Source organism: Microbispora sp. H10670, assembly GCF_014161385.1.
GTDB lineage: Bacteria > Actinomycetota > Actinomycetes > Streptosporangiales > Streptosporangiaceae > Microbispora > Microbispora triticiradicis.
This window is the reverse complement of sequence record NZ_JABBWW010000046.1, coordinates 14,019-37,237: the sequence shown is the minus strand read 5'-3', so window position 1 is coordinate 37,237 and position 23,219 is coordinate 14,019. Positions and strand designations below refer to the sequence as shown.

Annotated in this window: 18 protein-coding genes; 8 read left to right on the top strand and 10 right to left on the bottom strand. The window is 73.9% G+C overall.

Annotated elements, in window-relative coordinates:
- Window positions 1-147 precede the first annotated feature (147 nt).
- Window positions 148-897: an SOS response-associated peptidase gene (locus tag HHX33_RS33680; RefSeq protein ID WP_182878095.1), complete on the bottom strand. Its 750-nt coding sequence runs from the start codon at window positions 895-897 to the stop codon at window positions 148-150.
- A gap of 87 nt (window positions 898-984) precedes the next feature.
- Between HHX33_RS33680 and aroA the strand changes: the two genes are divergently transcribed.
- A complete protein-coding gene (aroA, locus tag HHX33_RS33675; protein WP_182878094.1) occupies window positions 985-2,394 on the top strand; it encodes a 3-phosphoshikimate 1-carboxyvinyltransferase in 1,410 nt (469 codons plus the stop codon).
- 31 nt (window positions 2,395-2,425) lie between these two features.
- Complete coding sequence (gene rsgA, locus HHX33_RS33670) at window positions 2,426-3,454, top strand: ribosome small subunit-dependent GTPase A (RefSeq protein ID WP_182878099.1); 1,029 nt, start codon at window positions 2,426-2,428, stop codon at window positions 3,452-3,454.
- Here the strand turns inward: rsgA and HHX33_RS33665 are convergent.
- The gene (locus HHX33_RS33665; RefSeq protein WP_182878093.1) at window positions 3,451-4,086 is read right to left on the bottom strand and encodes a LysE family translocator; all 636 of its coding nucleotides are present in this window, start codon (window positions 4,084-4,086) and stop codon (window positions 3,451-3,453) included. The genes rsgA and HHX33_RS33665 overlap by 4 nt on opposite strands.
- 124 nt (window positions 4,087-4,210) lie before the next feature.
- Here HHX33_RS33665 and HHX33_RS33660 point away from each other — a divergent pair, with 124 nt between their 5' ends.
- Window positions 4,211-5,548 (top strand): PLP-dependent aminotransferase family protein, encoded by a 1,338-nt coding sequence (locus tag HHX33_RS33660; protein WP_182878092.1) that lies wholly within the window; start codon window positions 4,211-4,213, stop codon window positions 5,546-5,548.
- 34 nt (window positions 5,549-5,582) lie between these two features.
- Here HHX33_RS33660 and HHX33_RS33655 read toward each other — a convergent pair whose 3' ends face one another.
- Window positions 5,583-6,026 (bottom strand): DUF4442 domain-containing protein, encoded by a 444-nt coding sequence (locus HHX33_RS33655; RefSeq protein WP_117408822.1) that lies wholly within the window; start codon window positions 6,024-6,026, stop codon window positions 5,583-5,585.
- An 82-nt stretch (window positions 6,027-6,108) separates the two neighbouring features.
- On the opposite strand from HHX33_RS33655, the gene hisN reads away from it, so the two are divergent.
- Complete coding sequence (hisN, locus tag HHX33_RS33650) at window positions 6,109-6,894, top strand: histidinol-phosphatase (RefSeq protein WP_117408823.1); 786 nt, start codon at window positions 6,109-6,111, stop codon at window positions 6,892-6,894.
- 14 nt (window positions 6,895-6,908) lie between these two features.
- On the opposite strand, the gene HHX33_RS33645 is transcribed toward hisN, so the two are convergent.
- Window positions 6,909-7,865 (bottom strand): hypothetical protein, encoded by a 957-nt coding sequence (locus HHX33_RS33645; protein WP_182878091.1) that lies wholly within the window; start codon window positions 7,863-7,865, stop codon window positions 6,909-6,911.
- A gap of 4 nt (window positions 7,866-7,869) precedes the next feature.
- Complete coding sequence (locus HHX33_RS33640; protein ID WP_182878090.1) at window positions 7,870-8,592, bottom strand: hypothetical protein; 723 nt, start codon at window positions 8,590-8,592, stop codon at window positions 7,870-7,872.
- Window positions 8,593-8,778: 186 nt separating this feature from the next.
- Here HHX33_RS33640 and HHX33_RS33635 point away from each other — a divergent pair, with 186 nt between their 5' ends.
- Window positions 8,779-10,647: a helix-turn-helix transcriptional regulator gene (locus HHX33_RS33635; protein WP_182878089.1), complete on the top strand. Its 1,869-nt coding sequence runs from the start codon at window positions 8,779-8,781 to the stop codon at window positions 10,645-10,647.
- Window positions 10,648-10,658: 11 nt separating this feature from the next.
- Here the strand turns inward: HHX33_RS33635 and HHX33_RS37575 are convergent, their stop codons facing one another.
- Window positions 10,659-13,274, bottom strand: a complete 2,616-nt coding sequence (locus HHX33_RS37575; RefSeq protein ID WP_220502475.1) for a CHAT domain-containing protein — start codon at window positions 13,272-13,274, stop codon at window positions 10,659-10,661.
- 163 nt (window positions 13,275-13,437) lie between these two features.
- Here HHX33_RS37575 and HHX33_RS33625 point away from each other — a divergent pair, with 163 nt between their 5' ends.
- Genes HHX33_RS33625 through HHX33_RS33615 form a run of 3 tightly spaced genes read left to right on the top strand, consistent with a single transcriptional unit; the run spans window position 13,438 to window position 16,107 of the window.
- Window positions 13,438-15,024 (top strand): S8/S53 family peptidase, encoded by a 1,587-nt coding sequence (locus tag HHX33_RS33625; protein WP_182878088.1) that lies wholly within the window; start codon window positions 13,438-13,440, stop codon window positions 15,022-15,024.
- A 56-nt stretch (window positions 15,025-15,080) separates the two neighbouring features.
- A complete protein-coding gene (locus HHX33_RS33620; RefSeq protein ID WP_208759317.1) occupies window positions 15,081-15,644 on the top strand; it encodes an RNA polymerase sigma factor in 564 nt (187 codons plus the stop codon).
- A gap of 25 nt (window positions 15,645-15,669) precedes the next feature.
- A complete protein-coding gene (locus HHX33_RS33615) occupies window positions 15,670-16,107 on the top strand; it encodes a carboxypeptidase-like regulatory domain-containing protein (RefSeq protein ID WP_182878087.1) in 438 nt (145 codons plus the stop codon).
- A 78-nt stretch (window positions 16,108-16,185) separates the two neighbouring features.
- Here HHX33_RS33615 and HHX33_RS33610 read toward each other — a convergent pair whose 3' ends face one another.
- The 4 genes from HHX33_RS33610 to HHX33_RS33595 form a co-directional block, all read right to left on the bottom strand.
- Window positions 16,186-16,956, bottom strand: a complete 771-nt coding sequence (locus HHX33_RS33610) for a peptidoglycan-binding protein (protein ID WP_182878086.1) — start codon at window positions 16,954-16,956, stop codon at window positions 16,186-16,188.
- Between the two features lie 117 nt (window positions 16,957-17,073).
- The gene (locus HHX33_RS33605) at window positions 17,074-18,072 is read right to left on the bottom strand and encodes a hypothetical protein (RefSeq protein WP_182878085.1); all 999 of its coding nucleotides are present in this window, start codon (window positions 18,070-18,072) and stop codon (window positions 17,074-17,076) included.
- Window positions 18,069-20,963: a hypothetical protein gene (locus HHX33_RS33600; RefSeq protein WP_182878084.1), complete on the bottom strand. Its 2,895-nt coding sequence runs from the start codon at window positions 20,961-20,963 to the stop codon at window positions 18,069-18,071. The genes HHX33_RS33605 and HHX33_RS33600 overlap by 4 nt, the downstream gene beginning before the upstream one ends.
- 20 nt (window positions 20,964-20,983) lie before the next feature.
- Window positions 20,984-23,209 (bottom strand): hypothetical protein, encoded by a 2,226-nt coding sequence (locus tag HHX33_RS33595; protein WP_182878083.1) that lies wholly within the window; start codon window positions 23,207-23,209, stop codon window positions 20,984-20,986.
- Window positions 23,210-23,219: the final 10 nt, after the last annotated feature.

The window sequence follows — 23,219 nt, the reverse complement described above, 5'->3', positions numbered from 1 at the left end:
GGTCCGGGAAAGCGATCAGGTAGTCGTCGATCTTCACGTACAGTGCGGTGGCGAGGGTGTCCAGGTCTTTCGTCACAAATCGATCTTGGACACCCTCGCTTCATGTCCGCAGGCAGTTCGCGAACCTTAGCCCTTGGAATCAATCATCTAGCCGAGCGTCGGGACGTCGTCGCCTTCCAGCGGCTCGACCAGCTCGGGACCGTTGTGTCGGACGTTGTTCACGACGTCGGACACGGCGTACGCCTCCAGCCGGTCAGGGCCGGCCGGGACGAGGAGCCCGGTGGGATCGGTGACGCCGGGGTCGAGCCACTCCGCCCAGCGCTCCCGCTCGACCATCATCGGCATGCGGTCGTGGATGCGGCCCAGCCTGTCCTCCGCCGTGGTGGTGATCACGGTGCAGGTGCACAGCCACTTGAGCGGGTCGTCGTCCGCCCGGCCGGGGTCCTTCCAGAACTCGTACAGCCCGGCCATCGCGAGCACGCCGCCGTCGGCCGGGTGGATGAAGAAGGGCTGCTTCTTCTTCCCCTCGACCGGCATCCACTCGTAGTAGCCGTCCGCCGGCAGCAGACAGCGGCGCGACTTCAGCGCCCTGCGGTAGGACGGCTTCTCCGCCACCGTCTCCACCCGGGCATTGATCATCCGGGAGCCGACGGACGGATCCTTGGCCCAGCTCGGCACGAGCCCCCACCGGACCAGCCGGAGCTGCCTGACCGGCCGGTCGCCGGCGCTCTCGCCGCCCTCGTCCTTCGGCACCCGGCACATCACCGCGTAGACGGTCTTGGTGGGCGCGACGTTGTAGTCGGGCCGCAGCTCCTGGTCGGGCACGCCGTCCAGTTCGACCTCGAACTCCTCCAGCAACTCCTGCTTCTTGCGCGCAGACGCGTACCTCCCGCACATGTCATCAAGACTGGCACAAAGACCGCCGTCCCGGCGGGCTCCGCGCGGCGTGCGGCCGCCGGAGAGGGGCCCGATAAGCTTGCCGGCATGGCCTCTCCGCAGTCCGCGTCCGGCGGCGCCGAGCCGCATGTCACCCGTCAGCACGACGTCGACGGGCCCAGCGTCGACGGGCCCAGGGCCGACGAGCACGGCGTCGACGCACCGCTCTGGCCGGCTCCGGTGGCCGCCGGGCCGGTCCGCGCGACGGTGCGTCTGCCCGGTTCGAAGTCGGTGACCAACCGCGCGCTCGTGCTCGCCGCGCTGGCCGACGCCCCCGGCACCGTACGGCTCGCGCTGCGCAGCCGCGACGCCGACCTCATGGCGGCGGCGCTGCGCGCGCTCGGCGCCGAGATGACGCCGTCCAACGAGAGCGCCGACAGCGTGGACTGGTCGGTGACCCCGCGTCCCGTACGCGGCGGGGTGTCGATCGACGCCGGGCTGGCCGGGACCGTGATGCGCTTCGTGCCTCCGGTCGCCGCGCTCGCCGGCGGGCCGGTCTTCTTCGACGGCGACCCGCACGCGCGCAAGCGCCCGATGGGCCCGATCCTCGGCGCGCTGCGCGCGCTCGGCGCGTCGGTCGACAACGACGCGCTGCCGTTCACGATCCGCGGGCCGATCTCGGGCGGCGAGGTCGTCCTCGACGCGTCCGTCTCCTCCCAGATGGTCTCGGGCCTGCTGCTGGCCGGCGCGCGCTTCGAGAAGGGCGTGACGGTGCGGCACGACGGCCCGCCCGTCCCCTCGATGCCGCACATCGAGATGACCGTGCAGATGCTGCGCCGGGCCGGGGTCGAGGTGGACGACACGGAGACCGACGTGTGGCGGGTGCAGGCCGGGCCGGTCCGGGCCGGGGACGTCACGGTGGAGCCCGACCTGTCCAACGCCGCGCCCTTCCTCGCGGCCGCCCTGGTCACCGGTGGCGCCGTCGTCGTGCCCGACTGGCCGGAGGAGACGACGCAGGGCGGCGACGCGCTGCGCGGGCTGCTCGCCGAGATGGGCGCGCGGGTCGAGCGGGTGCCGGAGGGCCTGCGGGTGACCGGCACCGGATCCCTGCGGGGCATCGACGCCGACCTGCGGGACGTCAGCGAGCTCACGCCCACGATCGCCGCGCTCGCCGCGCTCGCCGACGGCCCCTCCCGGATCAGGGGCGTCGCGCACATCCGGGGGCACGAGACCGACCGGATCACCGCTCTCGCGACGGAGATCAACCGGCTGGGCGGCGACGCGCGGGAGACCGACGACGGCCTGGAGATCCGTCCCCGGCCGCTGACCGGCGGTGTCTTCCGCTCCTACGCCGACCACCGCATGGCCACGGCGGGCGCCGTCGTCGGCCTGGTCGTGCCGGGCGTCGAGGTCGAGGACATCGCGACGACCGCCAAGACGCTGCCCGAGTTCCCGCGCATGTGGGCCGCGATGCTGGGCAGCGAAGGCCTCGGCAAGAGGCTCGGCGAGGGGCGCTGATGGCGGCACTGGGACGATCGGGGCACGGGAACTGAGCAGACGGCGCTACGACGAGGACGACGTCAGGATCAGGCCGGGCAAGGGCTCGCGGCCCCGGACGCGGATCCGGCCTGCCCACAGCGAGGCGGTCGAGGGGTTCGTGGTGGCCGTCGACCGCGGGCGCTACACCTGCCTGGTCGGTGAGGGCGTGCCCGGCACCGAGACGTCCGGGCGGCGGAGGGGCGAGCGGACGCTCGTCGTCGCGATGAAGGCCCGCGAGCTCGGCCGCAAGGGCATCGTCGTGGGCGACCGCGTCGCGCTGGTGGGCGACGTGACCGGGCAGCCCGACACGCTGGCGCGCGTCGTCCGCGTCGAGGAGCGGACGTCGATGCTGCGCCGCAGCGCCGACGACACCGACGACATCGAGCGGCCCATCGTCGCCAACGCCGACCGATTGGTGATCGTGACCGCGCTCGCCGATCCGCCGCCGCGTCCCCGCATGATCGACCGGATGCTCGTCGCGGCCTTCGACGCCGACATCGAGCCGCTGCTCTGCCTCACCAAGTCGGACCTCGCCCCAGCCCGCGACCTCGTGGCCCTCTACGAGCCCCTCGGCGTGCCGTACGTCGTCGTCCGCAGGGGCGGCGCGCTCGACGAACTGGCCGGGGTGCTCGCGGACCGGATCAGCGTGCTGGTCGGCCACTCGGGTGTCGGCAAGTCGACCCTGGTCAACGCGTTGGTGCCGCACGCCCGCCGGGCCGTGTCCCACGTGAACGCGGTCACCGGCCGGGGCAGGCACACCTCCACCTCGGCGGTCGCGCTGGAACTGCCCGAGGGCGGCTGGATCATCGACACGCCGGGCGTGCGCAGCTTCGGGCTCGCCCACGTCTCGGTGGAGACCGTGCTCGCGGCGTTCCCCGACCTCGTGGACGCCACGGCCGGCTGCCCCAAGGGCTGCACCCATCTCGACGACGACTGCGCGCTCGTCGGCTACGTCGCCGAGGGGCACGCCGATCCCGCGCGCCTGGAGTCCCTGCGGCGGCTGCTCGCCAGCCGCGAGGGCGCCCCGGACGAGGACTAGGACGAGGCGCCGCCGACGGCGAGCGTGACGGCGAGCACTCCGAGCATCCCGCCCATGACGATCCGCTGCGCCCGCAGCCACCCCGGCCGGTGCGCCAGGAAGCCCGCGACGCCACCGGCGGCCAGCACGATCGAGCAGTTCACCGTGGCGGCCACCGCGATCTGGAGAGCGCCGAGAACGACGCCCTGAAGCAGCACGTCTCCCCGGTTCACGTCGACGAACTGCGGGATGACGGACACGTACAGGACGGCGATCTTCGGATTGAGCAGGTTCGTCATCAGGCCCATGGCGAAGAGCCGCCGCGGGGGGTCGGGCGGCACGTCCCGTACGGCGAACACCGAGACGCCGCCGGGCCGGACGGCCTGCCAGGCGAGCCACAGCAGGTAGGCCGCCCCGGCCAGCCGGATCACGGCGATGACCTGCGGGAACGCCGCGAGCAGCACCGCCAGGCCGAGGTTCGCGGCGGCCAGGTACACGAGGAAGCCCGCGACGACGCCGCTCAAGGAGACCAGCCCCGCCCGGCGTCCCTGGCCGATGCTCCGCGACACGAGATACATCATGTTCGGGCCCGGGGAGAGCACCATTCCGAGCGCCACGGACACCACGCCCAGCACCGCGTTCCGTTCCACCATCGATGCCGCCTTCTTCGTCGAAAAAGTCTTTGATGCCGGTCCGGAAGGCTTTTTCAGGCTATTTCACGCGCTTTATCGAATGCAATGTTTATATTGCTCTCGGAGCAATTGAGAGGAGGAGCCCGTGGACGACTACCGGAAGCTGGCCGACGAGGTGGCCGCCGACATCGCGGCCGGGCGGCTCAGGCCGGGCGACCGGCTGCCGCCGCAGCGGGACTTCGCCCGGCGACGCGGCATCGCCGGGTCCACGGCGGCACGGGTCTACGCGGAGCTGACCCGTCGCGGCCTGACGGTCGGCGAGGTGGGCCGGGGCACCTTCGTCCGCGCCTCCGCCCGGCACGCCGGGACGGTCCTGGCCGAGCCCGCCGCCACCCGGATCGACCTGGAGCTCAACCATCCCCTCATCCCCGAGCAGGGCCGTCTGCTGGGGGAGGGCATCCGGCCGTTGCTGCGCCCCGACCTGCTGGAGGCGTCCCTGCGGCCGGTGGGCGCGGCGGGCACCGCCGACGCCCGTGAGGTCGTGGCGGACCTGCTGGCCCGCGCGTGGTGGCGGCCGGATCCCGCGCGGGTGCTGTTCGCGGGCAACGGACGCCAGGCGATCGCGGCCGCCGTCGCCGCGCTGGCCCCTCCCGGCTCGCGGCTGGGCGTCGAGGAGCTCACCTACCCCGTCCTGAAGACGATGGCGGCCCGGCTCGGGGTCACCCTCGTGCCCCTGGCGGCCGACGAGGCGGGCCTGGTCCCCGCCGCCGTCGAGGCCGCCGCGCGCCGGGCCCCGCTGAAGGCGCTCTACCTCCAGCCGACGCTGCACAACCCGTTGTCGGTCAGCATGCCGGTCGAGCGCCGCGCCGAACTCGCGGACGTGCTGGCGCGGCTGGACCTGCCCGCGGTGGAGGACGGCGTCTGGTCGTTCCTCCGGCCCGATCCGCCCCCGCTCGCCGCCGTGGCGCCCGAACGCGTGATCCTCGTGGACAGCCTCTCCAAACGGGTCGCGCCCGGCCTGACCATCGGGTTCTCCGTCGTACCCGAGGCCGCCGTCCCCGGCGTGACCGCCGCGCTGCACTCGGGAGGCTGGGCGCCGTCGCGGTTCGCGCTGGACGCGGCGGCCCGGCTCGCCGCGGGCGGTGTGCTGGACGCGCTGGGCCGCGGCAAACGGCGGGACGCCGAGGCCCGGCAGGAGATCGCGGCGCGTCACCTCGGCGGGTTCGCGGTGCGCGCCGACCCGAGGTCGTACTACTGCTGGTGGGAGCTGCCGCCCCCGTGGCGGGCCGACACGTTCGTGGCCGCCGCGGCGCGGCACGGCATCGGCGTCACCCCGGCGGCGGCGTTCGCGGTCGGCGACTACCGCGCGCCGAACGCCGTCCGCCTGGGCCTCGCCTCCCCTCCGGCGGAGACGCTGGAGCTCGCCCTGGCCACCCTCGCCCGGCTCGCCCGGTCCTCCCCCGACGAGGTCCTCGCGGACTGACCGCCGGCTGACCGCGGGCCGGCCGCGGACCGGCTCAGGCGTCCCGGTTGGGGCGGAGCGTCCAGGAGACGGTCATCTCGGTGACGACGACGCCCTCGGCGTTCCGGATCTCGACGCCGACCTCGAACTCAGGCCGTTCGCCCGCGTCCAGGCGCGCCACGACCTCCTCCCGCCCCGCCCGCAGGGTGGCGGCGGCCGTGACCTCGCCCGTGGCGAGCTTCACGTAGCGGATCGCGGCCCCGGTGGCCAGCGGCACGGCCCGCGTGAGCTGGTCGCCGAACGCCGACAGCATCGCCGCGCCCGAAGCCGTCTCGGCCAGCGTGAACAGGGCGCCGGCGTGCGGGCCGCCGACGTGGTTGCGCAGGTCCTCCCGGTCGGCCAGGCGGGCGACCGCCGTGCCGGAGCCGACCGAGTCGAACGTGATGCCGAGCAGCCGGGCGAACGGGACGCTGTCGAGGAGAAAGGCGGCGATGTCCATGGCCGAGATGTTACCGACCGGTACGACCCGGAGTGATCCGTCCGCCGATGCGAACGGGGAGGGTCGCGATACCTTGGGGCATGTGACGGAGTATCGCGACGACCTGAACCTCGCGCACCTGATGGCCGACGCCGCCGACGACATCACGATGCGCCGTTTCAAGGCCGTCGACCTGCGGGTCGACACCAAGCCCGACCTCACCCCGGTCAGCGACGCCGACCGGGCCGTCGAGGAGGCGATCCGGGGCACCCTCCGCCGCGCCCGGCCCCGCGACGCCGTCGTGGGCGAGGAGTTCGGCACGACCGGGTACGGCATGCGCTCGTGGGTGATCGATCCGATCGACGGGACGAAGAACTACGTCCGCGGGGTGCCCGTGTGGGCCACGCTGATCGCCCTGATGGAGCACGGCAGGGTCGTCGCGGGCGTGGTCTCGGCCCCCGCGCTCGGCCGCCGCTGGTGGGCCGCCAAGGAGGGCGGCGCGTGGACCGGCCGCAGCCTGAGCAAGGCGTCCCGCTGCGAGGTCTCGTCGGTGGGCCGGCTCGACGACGCCTCGTTCTCCTTCTCCGACCTGGAGGAATGGGAGAAGGCCGGGCGGCTCGAACCGTTCCTCGACCTGACCCGGGCATGCTGGCGCAGCCGCGGCTACGGCGACTTCTGGTCGCACATGATGGTCGCGGAGGGCGCGGTGGACGTCTCCGCCGAGCCCGAGCTGTCGCCGTGGGACATGGCGGCGCTCACGATCATCGTGGAGGAGGCCGGCGGCTCCTGCACCTCGCTCGACGGCGCCTCCCCGCTCGACGGCGGCAACCTCGTCTGCACCAACGGCCTGCTGCACGACGAGGTGCTCAAGCGCCTGTCCCCCCGCTGAACCGTATCTGCGCCTCAGGGACCGGCGTACGGCAGGAACGACAGCCGGACGTGCTCGTCGTACGGCACGACGAGCGTGCCGCCGCCCCGCCAGACGAGGGGCCACCGGGAGCCGGTCGGCCATTCGGCGGGGATCAGGAACAGACGGCCGCCGGACTCGGTGAGCAGGCGCAGGTGGTGGTACCGGTAGGCGAACCGGCGGCCCTTGGCCTTGGGGAGCCTCGACTCGGTGGCTCCCGCGAACTCGGGCCCCAGGTCGAGCGGCTCGGTGGTGTCGAGCACGACCTCGGGCCGGCGGTCGAGGCCGGCGACGAAGTCGGCCGCGCGGCTCCTGCCGTACGCGATCGCGTAGCCGGCACTGGCCCAGAACAGGCTCGCGACCGCCAGCGAGACGACGGCCACGGCCGCCGCGCGTTCGAGCAGCCGCTGCCGGTGGACGCGGCGCCACGTGACCAGCCAGCGGCCGTAGGCGCCGAACAGGGTCCCGGCACCGAGGCAGAGCGCGCTGGTCCCGGGCGCCTCGCGGGCGGCGACGTCGGGGGCGAGCGTCCCCGCCACACCCCTGGCGACCAGGAGGACGCCCACCACGAGTGACGCCCATCCCGTCACCGTCAGCGCGGGCGACCGCACGGCGGGATCGTCGATCGACGCGCGCCGGCGGCGCCGTACGAGGCGGCTGATCTCGACGTGGCCCCACAGGGCCAGGAGCGCGACGAGGAACAGCGCGGCCAGGGGGAACCACAGCGCCTCGGAGCCGTACAGCAGCACCGCCTGCGTCGGCAGGTCGAGGATGTCGAGATCCAGGCCGAACAGGGCGAAGCGGCGGCGGCTCGACACGTAACCGAAGTAGAACAGCAGGCCGACGGCGATGCTGGGCGGCAGCGCGCCGATGCCCACGGCCTGGGCGAACGCGGCGAACCTGCGTTCGAGTGGACTCGGCTGCGGGGCCTCCTCCTCCCTCTCCTCGGTCATGGCCTCACCCCTGTGCCGGCTCGTCCGTCGGCACCTGATCGGTGGGCTCGTCGGTGGGGATCGGCGTGGTGGACGGCGGCCCCGACGGCGGGGGGCAGGGGGCGGCGCGGATGCCGGGGAAGCCCTCGGACGGATTGGGGCAGTAGTAGTACGTGAGGACGTATTTCCAGGTCACGACGGCCGGATCGGCGGGCGAGGGGGACGCTGGGATGCCGTCGCAGACGGGGGCCTCGTGGTCGACGCACGTCCGCTCCAGCGTCAGGACCAGCCGTGCCTTCGAGTCGGCGTCTCCTTCTCCGTCCAGCCCGAACGGGCAGACGGATCCCCCCGGGGTGAGCACCGTCCCCTCGCAGGAAGCGGCCGGGCCGTCGAACGTACACGGATAACCTCCGGGAACGGCGGTCATCTCCCCCGGGCCGTCCTGCACCAGGCGCACCCGCACGACCCGCACCTCGCCGGGGACGGGGCTGGACAGCGTCACGCAGGTGCTGCCGCCGCCCCCCGTACCCTGGGGGCCGCTGAAGTCGCCGTCGAGCGTCGGGCCCGACGTGAGGGTGAAGTGCCCGGTTCTGCGCCCGTTTCCCCCGCCGCCTCCGGGCCCCGTCCCGCCCTTCAGCCCCTTCCCGCCGCCGGCCGCCGCGCCGGTCGCGGCATCGGTCGCGGCCGAGGCCGTTCCCCCGTCCGTCTGCGGATCATCACAGCCGGCCAGCGCGATCACGACGAGCACGATCGGCAGGATCCATGCCCACCGGTGTCGCGGGCTCGTCCCGGCCCGCGCCTGAACGGCTCTGCGAATCACTGTCCTGCGGCGTCCCATGGGGCGACGGTAAGAACGCCGCGAGGGCCCGCCAAGAGTAGCCCCCTACTCACAAGAACGGATGTATCAGGCGCACGCCACAAGGCTCATGAGGACATGAACGATCCACGAGACCGATGGCCGTTCTGCGGCCGGGCGGAGGAGCTCGAGACGGTGCGCGCCGCCGTACGCGGCGTCAGGCGCGGCATCGTCGTCGCCGGTGAGGCGGGCACGGGGAGGAGCAGGCTGGCCGCGGAGGCCGTCGCGGATCTGGCGCATGTCCGGGTGTCGGGGACCCGCGGGGGCGCGTCACTCCGTTTCGGCGCGTTCGCCCATCTGTTGCCGGGATCGGCCGCCGACTCGCTCAGCCGGGCCGTACAGGTATTGCATCGGGTGCGGGTGCTCGTGATCGACGACGCCCACCTCCTCGACGACGCGTCCGCGGCCCTCGTCCACCACCTGGCCGCGCACGGGGGCGCGCATCTGCTCGTCACGGTCCGCGCGGACGAACCGGCGCCCGAGGCCGTGGCGGAGTTGTGGCGGCGGTACCTGCTGCCGCGTCTCGACCTCACGCCGCTGTCCGTGCCCCGGACGGGCGAGCTCCTCGCCCACGTGCTCGGGGCCCACGTCGAAGAGCTCACCGTACGGCGGTTCCACCGGGTCTGCGGAGGCGACCTGCGGCTGCTGCGCGAGCTGGTCGCCGCCACCCGTGAGGCGTCCGCCCTGGACCGGGCCCACGGCGTGTGGCGCTGGCGGGGCGAGGTGCCGGTCACGGCGACGCTGCGCGATCTGGTGTCGGCGGAGATCGGAGAGGTCGACGACGCGGAGCGGGAGGCCCTGGAGCTCGTCGCCTTCGCCGAACCGCTGGAGGCCGGGGCCGCCGCCGCTCCCGTGCTGGAACGGCTGGAGGCCAGGGGGCTGGTCGTGATCGACGACGACTTACGGGTGCGGCTGGCCCATCCCCTGTTCGGCGCCGCTCTGCGCGCCGGGGTCGGCCGCCTGCGCGCACGGCGACTCGCCGGTACGGCCCGGCCGCCGCGGGATGTGGCGCGTGCCCTTTCCGCGCAGGTCGCGGAGTTGACGGCACGCGGCTACGCGGGGGATCTCACGGGGCTCGTCCCGGGCGCGGGTGAACGCCTCACCGAGGATGACGCGGGCTGGGAGCAGCCCGGGATGGCCGAGTTCTGCGCCCGCAGGGCGTGGCTCGCCCGGCTGCGGGGGGAGGTCCGGGACGCGGTGGCCTGGAGCGGCGAGGGCACACGGCGTGCCCCCGGGCACCACGCCTGCTCCGCCGAGCTCGCCCGGGCCGCCGCCCACATCGGTGACCTGCGCACCGCCGAGGAGGCGCTGGGCCGGTGCGGAGACGACGCGTCCGCCCGTGCGTGGGTCCTGGCCGCGCGGGGCGACCTGGACGGGGCGCTGCGGTGCGCGCTCGCGGCGGCGGGGAGTGTGAGACGTGACGGTGCGGACGACCTGTTCGCGCTGCACGACGTGGCCCGGCTCGGGGCGCCCGAACTGGTGACGAAGCGGCTGGACCGCCTGGCCGAGACGATGAGCGGCGATCTCGCGGCCGTGCTCGCCGAGCACGCGGCGGCGCTGGCCGCACGGGACGGGGCGGCGCTCGACAAGGCGGCGCGCAGGCTGGCCGACCTCGGCCTGCTGCTGCACGCGGCCGAGGCCGCCGGGCACGCCGCTAACGCCCACCGGAACGGCCGCGCGGCCGCGGCGTCCCTGGCGCACGCGTCGGCGCTGGCCCGCGCCTGCCAGGGGGCCCGCACCCCGGTGCTGACCGGCCTCGCCACCCCTCGGCTCACCCCGCGGCAGCGGCAGATCACCGCGCTCGCCGCGGCCGGTCTCACCAACCGGGAGATCGCCCAGCGGCTCGGCCTGTCGATCCGCACCGTCGGCAACCAGTTGTGCCGCGCCTACCAGAGGCTCGGCAGCAGCGACAGGAGCTCTCTGGGACGGCTGATCGGCCTGGCGTAGGAACGTTCCCGTCAGGCCCCGCCGATCGCCGTGAAGGACCACGCGGTCGCCTGGTGGAGAGGATCGTCCGGGATCTCCCGCCTGGCGTCGCGCAGCGCCTCCGCGGTGGAACGCCCGGCGCTCAGCCCGGCGTGGAGCGCCAGCATCAGGGGGATCACGGCCTCGTCGTGCACCGGGACGAGACCCGCGACGATGCCGGCCGTTCCCAGTGGGAGCAGCGCGGCCGCGAGGCCGAGCAGCTCGTCGGCGCCCACGGGCTGCAGACCGCCGGAGTCACAGCTCGGCAGGATGATCCGGTGGGGTGCCCGGCCCAGCCGTTCGAACTCGTACACGGTCAGGGGACCGTCGGCCATGCGAAGGCTGGAGAACATCGGGCTGTCGGCTCTGAAGATCCCATGGGCGGCGATGTGCGCGAGCCGGGCGCCGTCGATCGCCTTGAGGACGGCCGAGGCCGTCGCGCCACCCTCCTCCAGGACGGCGGCGCCGCCGTACAGCCGGGCGAGTGGCGGCACCTCACCCCCGCCGCTGCCCAGGCCGGGGCCCCGGACGAGCACGATTCCCGACGCCGGGCCGCCGGCGGGCGGAGGGACGAGATCGACCGCCCGCAGCCAGGCGCGGGCGGACGGCGACACGCTCACCACGCGGTCGCGCAGCGCGGGGAGCACGGCCCACGGCACGCCGTGCAGGCGCCCCGGCGGGACGATCACGATCGGCCCCTCCCCGAGATGCCGGGCGGCCGGCCCGAAGAGCATGTCCTGGAGACGCCGGCCGGCCTCCTCTACGAGCGCGAGCCGCCGGGGCGCTCCCTCGTAGGCCAGCCGCCGCAACCCCGCGCGCAGATGCTCCACCTCGGCCGCCGCGTCGGCGATCCGCCCCGCGCCGTACCCGCGGACCCGCCCTTCGCCGCACAGCAGCACGTGCAGGTCACCGTCGACCTCGGCGATCTCGACCAGCCTGGTGCCGCCGAGCCTGCGGAGCAGCGCCCCGGCGTCGAAACGGTCGCCACCCGGCTCTCCCCGGGCGCGCATGGTCAGCGTCCGGCCGCGGATCTCCCGCTCCAGCCGCGCCCGTTCCCGATCGAGCGAGGCGACGGGGGCGCCGGCGGAGCGGGCCGCGTCGGCCCGGCTCGCGATCTCGCGGAAGGCCGTCACATCGCGCAGCAGCTCCCGGTCGCCGGGCGAGCGCGCGGGCGGCACCGCCAGGGCGGTCGCCCGCCAGCGTTCACTCCACGCGAGGAGCCGCCGCGCGTCCCCGGACCGGCGGCTGACCCGCTGCGCGAGCGCGGCCAGCTCCGCCCCCCGGGCCGTGGCGCGGGCCCGCAGCTCGGACGCGCCCAGCGTCAGCCTGTGCTCGTCGAGCACGTCGAGCCCCCGGCGGCACGCGTGGAGCACGCCCCGGGGCCGCCCCTCGGACTCGGCCCGCAACGCGTGGGCGAGCCAGCCGTCGGCCCGCGCGAAAGCCGGTCCCCTGAACCGCCCCCGCGCGGCCCGCGCCAGGTGGGGCGCCGCCTCCTCGGCCCGGCCCAGCGCGAGCGCGGCCCGGCCGGCCAGCAGGAACGCCTGGACGTCCTCGGGTGAGCCCAGCCGGGACAACGTCGCGGCGAGGGCCGCGGCGTCCCGGGCCAGGCTCGGGGAGATCCGCCCCGAGGCGAAGCGGGCCTGGCACAGTGTCAGGCGGGCGTGCGTCTCCCACCACTCCCGCTTCTGCGCCGCGAACAGCCGGATCGCCGGCCGTACCCGCGCGATGGCCGTCTCGGGGTCGCCCGCCGCGAGCGCCGCGCCCGCGGCGGTGAACAGGAGCTGCGCCCGCCTCGTGGGCTGCCCGCCGGTCCGGTCGAGCAGGTCGATCGAGGCGTCCGCGCGCTCGAGTGCCTCGCGCGGCAACCCCGCCGCCATGAGCGCGGCGCAGCGTTCCATCTCCAGGACGAAGGCGGGCGTGCCCAGGGCGAGGTAACGTCCGGCCGCCTCGTCGAAGTGGCCGAGCGCGGCCGGGAGGTCTCCCGACCGGAAGGCGGCGCGACCGCGGTTCTCCAGCGCCACGACCTTGTCGTGCTCCTGGTCCGTGGTCGCCCACAGCCGCTCGGCGACGAGGAAGTCCTGGTCCGCGCGCTCCACGGAACCGAGCGCGAGCAGCAGGGTGGCGCGGAGGGTGAGCGCCCGGGCCGTATAGATCGTGTCGCCCGCCTCGCGCAGCTCCGGGAGCGCCCGCCGCAGGTCGTCGAGGGCCTCCCGGTGCCGGCCGAGGATCCACAGCGCCCCCGCCCGCAGAAACAGGATCTTGGCCGCGGACACGCCCGCCGACCGTTCGCGGGCCTGGTCGAGCGCGGCCAGGCCCGGCCGCGTACGGCCGGAGTGGACGAGGGCGATGCCCAGAGTCGCCAGGACGTCGGCCTCGCGGGTGGCCGAGCCCGTCCTCCGGGCCAGCGCGCGGGCCCGCCGCAGATGCCCGAGGGCGGTCGTGAGGTCGCCGAAGTCCCGTTCGAACAGGCCGAGGACGTGGTGGGCCACCGACGCCTCGAACGGGCCGGGCCGACCGGCGAGCAGGGCACGCGCGCCCGCGAGGGCCTTCCGCGGCTGGGAGAAGACCAGGGGCAGCAGGTCGAGCGGATCTCGGGGGTCCCCGGCCACGGAAGGGATGCTAGACGCGGGCCCGCCGGTTCGTCCACACTGCTGCCCATCGGGGCCCGCCTCCTGCCGGCGGTTCCGCCCGGGCTCTCGCCGGCCGGTGTATCAGCGCTGGGTGACGCCGCTCCTGATAGAGGATCCGAGCGACCACAGGAAAGGGACCGTCATGGACACGACGCCGGAGCAGCCCTCCAGGGACGCCCTCCACCGCCGGTTCTGGCGGCAGTTCGGGCTGGTCCTGGCGGAACTGCCGGCCGGGATGTGGCTGGAGGTGGCCGAGGCGTCCGCCACGCGCGACCCCGAGGCCCCCGTCGCCCGATGCCACGTGGTCCGGTCTCCGGAGGACCGCGGGTATCGCGAGGCGCTCGCTGCGGGGCTCACGACGCTCGCTCCTCCGCCCCTCGACGACTTCGAGCCCGGATACGTCTACGAGAAGGACGTGCTGGTCTGCCATGACGAGGAGGGCCGCGACGAGCTGCGGCGCCTCGTGCCCGGGGTGGAGGAGGACGTCGCGCGGAGCCGCGAGTCGTCCACGGGGAGCGTCATGCGGCTGACCGCGGAGCCCGGGACGGGCGGGTCGCGCGTGCTGGACGCGCTGCGCGGCCTCCCGGACGGCGCGCGGGTGAGCCCCAACTACCTCGTCTCCATCTGCAACGTGAACCTCTGCCCGGCGGACGAGCCCCGCGTGCCGTCCCGCAGGCTTCCCGTCCCTCCGGTGAACAGGGACGCCGGCGCCGGGCTCGGCACGTCGGTCGTCGTGATCGACACCGGCCTGGTGGTGAACTGGGACCTGGACGAGCGCCTTGAGGTCTACCCCTGGCTGCGGGACGAGGACGGCCGCGTGACCGGCAGGCTGGAGCAGCGGGACGGTTCGGACCTTCTGGACGACGTGCCCCCGCGCGTGTTGCCGGGCGAGCCCTGGGACTCGACGTCGCTCCCCACCGGGGAGGTCGCGGGTGAGCTGAGGGGCCAGGCGGCGAGCGGCGTCGTCCACGAGTACGTCGGCCACGGGACGTTCATCACGGGCGTGGTGCGGTGCGTGGCGCCCAGGGCCAGGGTGCGGACCTACAACAGGCTCCAGTGGGCGGGAACCACGGACGCGGACGGATTCGGGCGCCATCTGCTCGACGCCCTCGCCGACTACGAGGACCGCAACGGCGCCTGGCCCGACGTCATCAGCCTCTCCGCGGGCGTGCGTCCCCTGCCCGGCGAGTCCCTCCGCAGCCTCGACGCCTTCATGGAGGAGTTGCACAGGCGCGACAGGACGGTGCTGGTGGCGGCGGCCGGGAACGACGCGAGTTCCGCCCCCTTCTACCCCGCGGCGTACGCCCGGCACGACCCGAAGGTGATCGCCGTCGGAGCGCTCGACGCCACGCAGAGCCGCCGGGCGGTGTACAGCGACCACGGCCCCTGGGTGAGCGTCTACGCCCGCGGCTCCTACCTGGTGAACGCCTTCGCGTTCGGCTCCTACACCCCCCTGCACCCCGACGACGAGATCTTCGGGGAGCGGCCGGAGGACGAGGACGGCTACGACGACCCCGGTGACGGGCTGTTCCACGGCCTGGCCCGGTGGAGCGGCACGTCGTTCGCCACGCCGCTCGTCGCCGGTCTGATCGCCGCCCGCATGTCGGCCGCCGGGGAGTCGAGCCGGGTCGCCGCCCGGTGGCTGCTCGGCCGGGCCCACGTCCAGGCCGTCCGGGACCGGGACGGAGAGCCGCTGCCGCGGCTGCTCGTGGACCAGGAAGTCCGGTAGCACCGGGCCGGGGATACTGCGTACCATGCTCACCCCCGGATGTGAGGACGGGCCGCGTGGACAGCGACTCAACGGAACACCTCTTCCGGGCCGCGGCCGACGGCGACGGCGCGGCCTGGGAGGCGCTCGTCGGGCGCCTCAGCCCGCTCGTGTGGTCGGTCATCCGGTCCTACCGGCTCATCGACGCCGACGCCCACGAGGTCTTCCAGACCTGCTGGTTCCGGCTCGCCGACAACCTCGGGAGGATCAAGGAACCGGACCGGGTCGGCTCGTGGCTGGCCACGACCGCCAGGCACGAGTGCCTCAAGGTCATCCGGGGCTCACGCCGGGTCATCCCTACGAGCGACCTGGACGTGCTGTCCCCCGGCGCCGACGACCGGTCGCCGGAACGGGCGGTCCTGGACGCCGAGGAGGCCGACGGCCAGGAGGCGCTGCTGCGGAGCGTCTGGGAGGCGTACGAGCGACTGTCGGAGAACTGCCGGCGCCTGCTGCGGGTGCTCATGGCCTCGCCCCCGCCGTCGTACGCCGAGGTGGCGGCCGGCCTCGGCATCGCGATCGGGAGCATCGGACCGACCCGGGGCCGCTGCCTGGCACATCTGCGGAAGCTGCTCGCCGGATGAGCCGCCGGATTCGAGGAGGCGCGGCGTGAACGAGGACACCGAGCTGGAAGGGCGGCTGCGCCGGGCCGCCGAGCTCTTCGACCCGGTGCCGGAGAGCCTCCTGCGCGTCGCGAGGGGGGCCTACGCCTTCCGCACGGCCGACGCCGAGCTCGCCGATCTGACCTTCGACTCCCTGGCCGGACCGGCCCCGGTGCGCGGCGGTGCGCAACCCCGGCTGCTGACCTTCGACGGCCCCGGGGTGTCGGTCGACCTGGAGATCACCCCGTCCGGCGCGGGCGGGCGTGTCGTCGGCCAGGTGATGCCCGCGCAGCAGGCGACCGTGGAGGTGCGAGGGGCCGCGCCCCGCACGGTGACCACGGACGGCCTCGGCCGCTTCGTCATCGGCGACGTGCCGTCCGGGCCGTTCAGCGTACGCTGCCGGGCCGGTGACACCGCGTTCACGACCGAGTGGGTCACCGTCTGACCTCCGGCGGCGACACGTCGTCGCCCTCCCCCGCGATTCCTGAAGCGGGAGAGGGCGACGACCTCGACGGCGGACGGCTCAGACGGTGATCGGGGCCTCCCACAGCGCCTTCCAGGTCTTCGCGTCGACGATGCCGGTCGGTTCGATCCCCTGGCTCCTCTGGAAGTCCATGACCGCCGACCTGGTGGCGGGGCCGAAGTCGGCGTCGATCCCGGACGGCCCGAGGCCGAACCGGCGCCGCCGCAGTTTCTCCTGCGCCCGCCGGACGTTCGCGCCCTTCCGGCCGAGCTGGACGACGCCGGGAAACGCGGGGGCGTCCCCCAGCTCGGCGAGAACGGAGATGAGCGAGACGTCCGGCTCCGACGGCAGTCCGTCGTAGGCCGGGCGGCCGTACCCGGCGACGAAGGCGCTCGTCCGGCGGCGCCTGACACAGGAATCGCCGATGTTGCCCTCGATCGTCTGGATGTCGTCGGGCGAGAAGACCTTCTCCACCGTGGCGACGTGGTCGATGAACTTGATCTCCTTTTCGCCGTGCCAGTCGAAGAAGACGATGTCGCCCGGCCGGATGCCCGCGGCGCCGCGGCGCCAGCGCCCGTCGTCCCGGAACCAGGCGGCGTGGGCCGTGGTCAGGCTGAAGTCGCCCACGAGACGCAGCATGTCCGGTCCGCCCGCCGCGAGCGCGCACTGCGCCACGAACATGTCGCACCACGGCCCCCGGTCGAACGCCTCCTCGGGCCGCAGGTTCTTCCGCTTGCGGAAGGTCACCCCGAACACCGTCTCGCGGCTGGGCGGCTCGTGGTAGCCGAGATACCTGCTCATCTCACGGAGCAGCTCGCTGGCCTTGGGCATCGCGCGTCACCTCTTCGTCGATCGCGTCGTAGTCGGGCTCCTCGAAGATCTGGGGCGGGTCGCCCGGCGCGGGCCCGGGTTCAGGCCTGGGCTCGACGGGCGGGAGAGTGTCACCGGTCATACGTCCATGGCACCGCGCGGACGCGCGTCCGGACATGAGTAGGCCCCTACTCCGATTCGCGGCGATTTTCCTGTTCGCGCTGGTGTTCCGGGCGAGATCCCGACACTCGTACGGAGGCTCCGGCCCTCCGGGTCCAGGCCGAGCGTGACGAGACCGGCGCGCCACGCCCCGGTGCCCGCCGCGCCTGACACCGTGCCGTTCACCGGGCTGCTCACCATGCCGTTCACCATGCCGTTCACCAGGGCGGAGAGCATCGCGGGCCCGGCGGGGAAGAGCGTGCGCGCCGACGCGAACAGCGCCAGCTCGGTCGCGCCGTCGCTCCCCCGGGCGACGCTCAGCCCGAGCCGGCGGCCCCTCAGCCGCCCCAGCCCGTCCGCGAGGCCGCGCTCGACCGCGCCGAGGGCGGCGCCGTGGCCGGTGGCGTGCAGGAACGGCAGGAGGTCGAGCGGATCGACCTCGGGCAGGCGCACGTAGACCTCGGTCCGGCCGCGCGCCGGTTCGACGCCCAGCATGCGCGCGCGGGCGCCGTGCGGCAGCAGGCCCCACGGGAACGACGACGGAACCGGCAGGCCGGGCGGGGGGAGCTCCGGGGGGATCTCGGCATAGAGCTTCAGCCGGGAGGACCCGGCGCGGGCCGGGGACTCGCGCCCGCCGATCCACGCGCCGAAGCGCAGGCCCGCCCCCGCCTGGGCGTGCCGCAGGGCGCCGGCGAGCGCCGGGTCGGGGGCCTGGCCGTGCGCCGCCAGAATCGCGACGGCCAGGTCCAGCCGGGCGGAGTCCGCCGCCTCCGGAGGAGCCACCTCCGCGGTCCAGCGGAACGCGTCGCCGCCGATGGTCAGCTCCACCGGGAACCCGGACGGGGTGAGGCGGCTCCAGCGGGTGACCACCTCCGGCCAGGTGCTCTCCTCCAGCCGGGTGACGGCGGCGTCGAGCGGCGGCGGCAGCGCACGCAGGCCGGCGGCCTCGCGAACCAGCCGCTCAAGCGTCCGTCTCATGACGCCGGCCCGATGGGGATCAGCGTCTCCTCCCCGTCCACCGGGGGTCCCTGGACCAGGTGGCCCTCGGCCGTCACGATCGTGACGCGGTGCCGGAAGGTCCGCACCGCCGGGTCCAGCAGCGCGATGCGCAGTCGCAGGGGCACGCGGGCGTCCGCCGGGATCTCCAGCCGCTCGCCGCGGTGGTATCCGTTGCCGGGATCGTCGTACTCGACGTCCAGGAAGGCCATCCGGATCGTGCCGGGCTCGAAGACGGGGACGGCGCGGATGTCGAGGGCGTCGAGGAACGGATCGTCGACGGGGAGGAACGACGCGTCGCCGGCGATCGGTCCCGAGGTGCGGACCGAGCCGTTCCTGAGGTGGTGGGTGAAGCGGGCCGTCCAGCCGCGCCGGTCCGGGCGGGTGAGGCGCAGCCGCCACGTCTGGGCCGCGCCGCCGGGCCGCACCCGGAAGACGTCGCGCCGCTGGAACGTCGCCCCGTCGTCGTACGACACCTCGACGTCGACGGCGTCCACGACGCCGGCGTCGATCCTGTTGGGGAAGATCTCCAGTTCCAGGAAGCCCAGGTCGTCGTTCGGGTCGGCCTTCAGCGTGCGGTCCGTGCTCCGCCTGGGGGTGATGTCGTAGCTGAGCCTCTCCCCCGCCCAGCCGGAGTCGGCGCGGAAGTGGTGCTGGAACCCGACCTGGAACCCGAGGTCGCGCGCCTCGTCGAGGAAGGTGGTGAACCGTTTCGGCCCGGGATCGAGCGCGGTGAGCCGGAAGTCGGCGTCGCGATGGTCGTGCGGGTCGCCGTAGTCGATGCGCACGTCGGTGGCGAAGAGCCCGATGCGCTCGAAGTCCACCGGCGTGACCACGTCGACCTGCAACTGCTGGAAGAACGGGTCGCGCAGATCCACATTGAGGAAGTGGGCGGATTTGTCGGGTATCTGGTCCAGCAGGAGCCCGATGAACCCCTGCGGGGCGTAAACGCGCTTCACCGCCTTCCTGCGGTCGTACAGGACGGTGAGCCGCTTGCGCTCCTCCTGCCGTACGAACCTGAGCCGGAAGGACACGAGCGCCGGGATCCCCCCATCGCCGCCGGAGGGCGCGGGGGTGGGAGTGGGTGTGGGGGTGGGGGTGGGTGTCGGCGTGGGGGTGGGCGGCGTCACCGGGGCCGCCGGCCGCGCCAGGACGGCCTGGATCGACACCGCCGGGTCCGCGCCCTGCACCCTGCCCGTGATCTCGACGACCCGGTCCTCGTCGCGGCCCACGCGTCCCGCGGCCTGGGCGCGCGTGAAACCCTTGGCCTCGCCCGCCACGATCGTGGCGCGGTTGGCGATGACACCGCGGGCGACGGCCAGCCGCCGCTCGGAAAGGCGCTGGTTGAGCGCGGTCGTCGCCGGCGAGGAGTCGCCCTCGTAGCTCGCGTGGGCGACGACGGTCACGTTCTTCGGCGGGACGAGCCGGTGCTCCAGCCAGTCGCGCAGGGCGGCCGCGCCGGAGGGCGGAGCCGTACGACCGGGGGCCGTGCTCTGCGAGAAGCGGGCGTCCGGGGGCGTCGGGGCGTCGAGCAGGTAGGAGGTGTAGACCGGGTTGCCCGGGGCGGCGGAGAAGCCCTGTTCCCGGGGCTGGTCGAAGGTGAACCCCAGCGTGAACGTCTCGTCGGCGGGCGGGGAGGCGGGCCAGTCCACGGTCACCGGGAGGGTCGTGCCGGCGGGAACGTCGACGCTGACCGTCCCCGCGCCGTCGAGGACGCGGGCCTGGCCGCCGACGGTGACGGTCGCGCCGGGAGGCCCCTCGACGCGCAGGGTCTCCGTCTGCTCGTGGGAGCCCGGCACGAGCGCCACTCCGTACCCGGCGGGAAGGGGCGAGGGGGCCGACCGGATGACGGTCAAGGTGGCGGCCGGCAGCGCCCCGGTCCCGGCCCCGGCCGCCGTGGCCGCCGTGGCCGCCGGTCCCGTGGTACCGGCGCCCGCGCCGGGGCTCGTACCGGGCGAGCCCGCGGCGCCGGCGGGTGACGGCGTGGACCGGCCCAGCTTCCTGAGGCGTTCCAGCACGGCGTCGAGTCCCTCGGGCTGGTCCGCGCCCTGCAGCCGCCCCAGGTCGAGCGACGGTTCGAACCACTTGGCAAGCAGGTCGTTCTTGAAGAAGTCGAGGGCCCACTTCTCCTTGGCCTCGCGGTCCGCCGTTCCGTCGAAGTCGATGACCTTTATCTGGATCGCCCCGTCCTGGACCAGCTTCTCGAATCCGGCGTCGATGCCCGCCCGGACCCAGTAGACCTGCGCTTCCAGGCTCGCCGAGAAGTGGGTGTAGACGCGTTCCAGATCGGCGGTGATCTCGACCTTGAGGTCCGGGGTCAGACCCGAGTACTCCAGCTCGTACACGACCCCGATCGGGGTGAGGCCGTGGGCGAAGGCCTGTTCCAGGATGATCGCGCCCTCCCGGTCGAGCACGAGGGAGAACGCCGCGGTCTCCTCACCCGTGAGGGACGGGGTGGTCGCGCCCAGGATCTTGGTGACGGCGGTGAAGCCGCCCGGAGGCGCCTCGGCGGCCGTGGTGCCGCCCGGCCCCTCCAGGTTGAGCGCCACGACGCGTACGGTGCCCCGCTCGACGGGGGCCGGGGCCAGCCTCGCTCCGCCGTCCGGGACGAGCCCGGCGAGCCGCCCCATGATGGTGTCCCGGGTCCGCTGGGGCAACTGGACGACGGCCTCGAACATCAGGAAACCGCCGCCCTCGATCCCCGCGTCCGCGACCTCCTGGCGGAACTTGATGAAGCTGAACGCCGGCCGCCCGTCCGGCCGCCGGCCGAGGGCGACCTGGGTCGCGAGGTACCAGAACTGGGCCGGGTCGGCGTGGTCGCGGAACACCGTCACGCCGTCGACCTCGAACGTGTCGGAGCCGAGCTGAAGCAATGGTCCGTCCCTTCTCTCGCTCAGGGCCTGGCCGGGATCGTGACGTCGTCCTGGTCGAAGCGCCTCCAGTCCTGCTCCGGGCTGAGCCCGTTGCGGAAGAACCGGCGGATCTTGAGTTCGTACGCGTCGGCGGTGGCGAAGTCGAACTCGAACACGGCGGTCGCGTCCGGAGCGGAGAGGTCGACGGCGTCCTCGAAGGAGAGCCCGGCCGGCTCGTCCTTCGCGCGGGCCTCGACGTGGATCCGTTTGAGGCCCTGGGTCGCGAAGTCCGCCGGGGCCCGCAGCGTCACCGCCCGATGGCCGCGCACGTCGGCCCGGACGAAGATCCTCGTGCCCACCGTGGTCGACCACGGCCCCTCGATGAGCGTGGTGTCCTTCATGAGCACGGTGACGCGGTAGCGGGTGTGACCGGCGCCGGGATCGGTCCGCTCGGCGACGAAGGTCCGCGGCGACCGGCCCGAGACGATCTCGATCGAGTCCTCGGCGCGGATCCCGTTCGCCGGATCGTCGTAGACGAGGTCGACCCAGGCCCGGTCCACCACGGCGAAGTCCAGCACGGGAACGATGGTCACCTTCAGCCGGTGGGGGAAGGGATCCGGCACGTCGAGCTGCGGCCCGGCGAGCGGCGCGAACGGCGTGACGTGGTCGCGGTTGTCGGCCGCGCGGTAGGTGAGCCGCGCCATGACCGGCCCGGCGGGCGGGCCGACGAGGAACCGGAGCCACTCCGTCTGCGGCTCGTCCGACGTGAGGTGCACCACGTCGTCCTGCCTGATCCCGTGCGCCGGATCGTCGTACCGGAGCTGCACGTCGATCCGGGGATAGCGGTCGAACGGGAAGCTCGGCAGGGTGAGGACCGGGATGGTCTCCAGGGAGAACAGGTCGCGCGGCTCGATCCCCTGGATCTCGCCCAGCACCTGGGTGGCCGCCTCCGAGACGAGCCTGGCCGGCCGCTCCCCCGCCTCGGCCGGCTCCAGGTCGACCGCGAACGTGAGGTCCACCGGCTGGATCATCTGCCCGTCGGCGACGACGGACGGCCACTCCACCACGGCGGACGGCGTGCCGGCGTCCAGCCGTACGGTTCTGGGCTGCCCCTGGTAGGTCAGGGTCGCGGTGATGGAGCGGACCGGGTCGTGGGCGAAGTCGGCGTGGGAGACGACCTGGACCTTCCGTCTCTTGAACCAGGGGTCGTCGGCGTCGATCCTCCGTACCAGCCGGTCGCGGTCGAGCCCCGCCCCGAACACGCGGAACAGGCCGTCGAGGTGCCCCTGCGGATAGATCGTGCGCCGCGCCGTCGTCCGTTCCGAGAAGTTCACGTCGAGCCGCTTGGCGTCGATCCGCGTGTAGTGGAGCTTCTTGTACGTGAAGACGCCGATCGGTGTGGTGCGTTCCGGGGCGAACGACTTGATCACCTCGCGCGCCTTGTCCCAGCCGTCGGGCGGCCGCCGCAGGGGGTCCAGCGAGCTCTCGAAGAAGGCGTCGGTGATCATGTCGCGGACCCGGGCGGCCGCGGCGTTCCTGCGGTCGAGGACGCCTCCGGTGTCGTCGTCCTCGGGGACGGTCGTGTCCACCTCGTACGTGACGGCCCGCTCGTCCTCCAGGCGCTCCACGACGTCCTGGATCTGGATGTCGGTGAACTGGCCCTCGTGGCCGAACGTCTCGTCCAGGATGTCCTGCGTGCGGTCCCAGTCGATCGACAGGCGCACGTGGTACGCGGGGCGCAGCGCCAGGTAGTCGAGGGAGTAGACGACGCCGATGGGCGCCAGATCCCCCGCCATCGCCTGGTCGAGGACCGTGACCCCGCGCTCGTCGAGCTCGACGGAGAACGCGGCGCGGTTGTCGCCGAACAGCGCGGGCTTGGCGGCGTGCCGGACGGCCCGGACGAACCCCGTGCTCCCCGTGTCCCCGTCCGTGGCCCCGAAGATCATGAGCTGCACGGAGCCGTCGACGACGGGCACCGGGGCGAGCCTGGGCGGCTCGGCCAGACCGGCCAGCCGCTGGAGCTCCCGCCGTACGGTCTCCATCTCGCCCGGCGGCATGCCGAGATCGACGTCGAACTCGGCGAAGCCGCCGTTGAGCGACTGCGATCGGATCTTGAGCAGGAGGAACGCGGGGACCTCCACGCCGTCCTCGGTCCGGGCCGGGAACCGGGGAGCGAGCGGCAGGTAGTAGAACTGCAGCGGGTCCGCGTGGTCCCGCATGATCGACACGCCGTCGATCAGATAGTACGGCGGTGCCTCGATCAGCATGAGTGGCCCT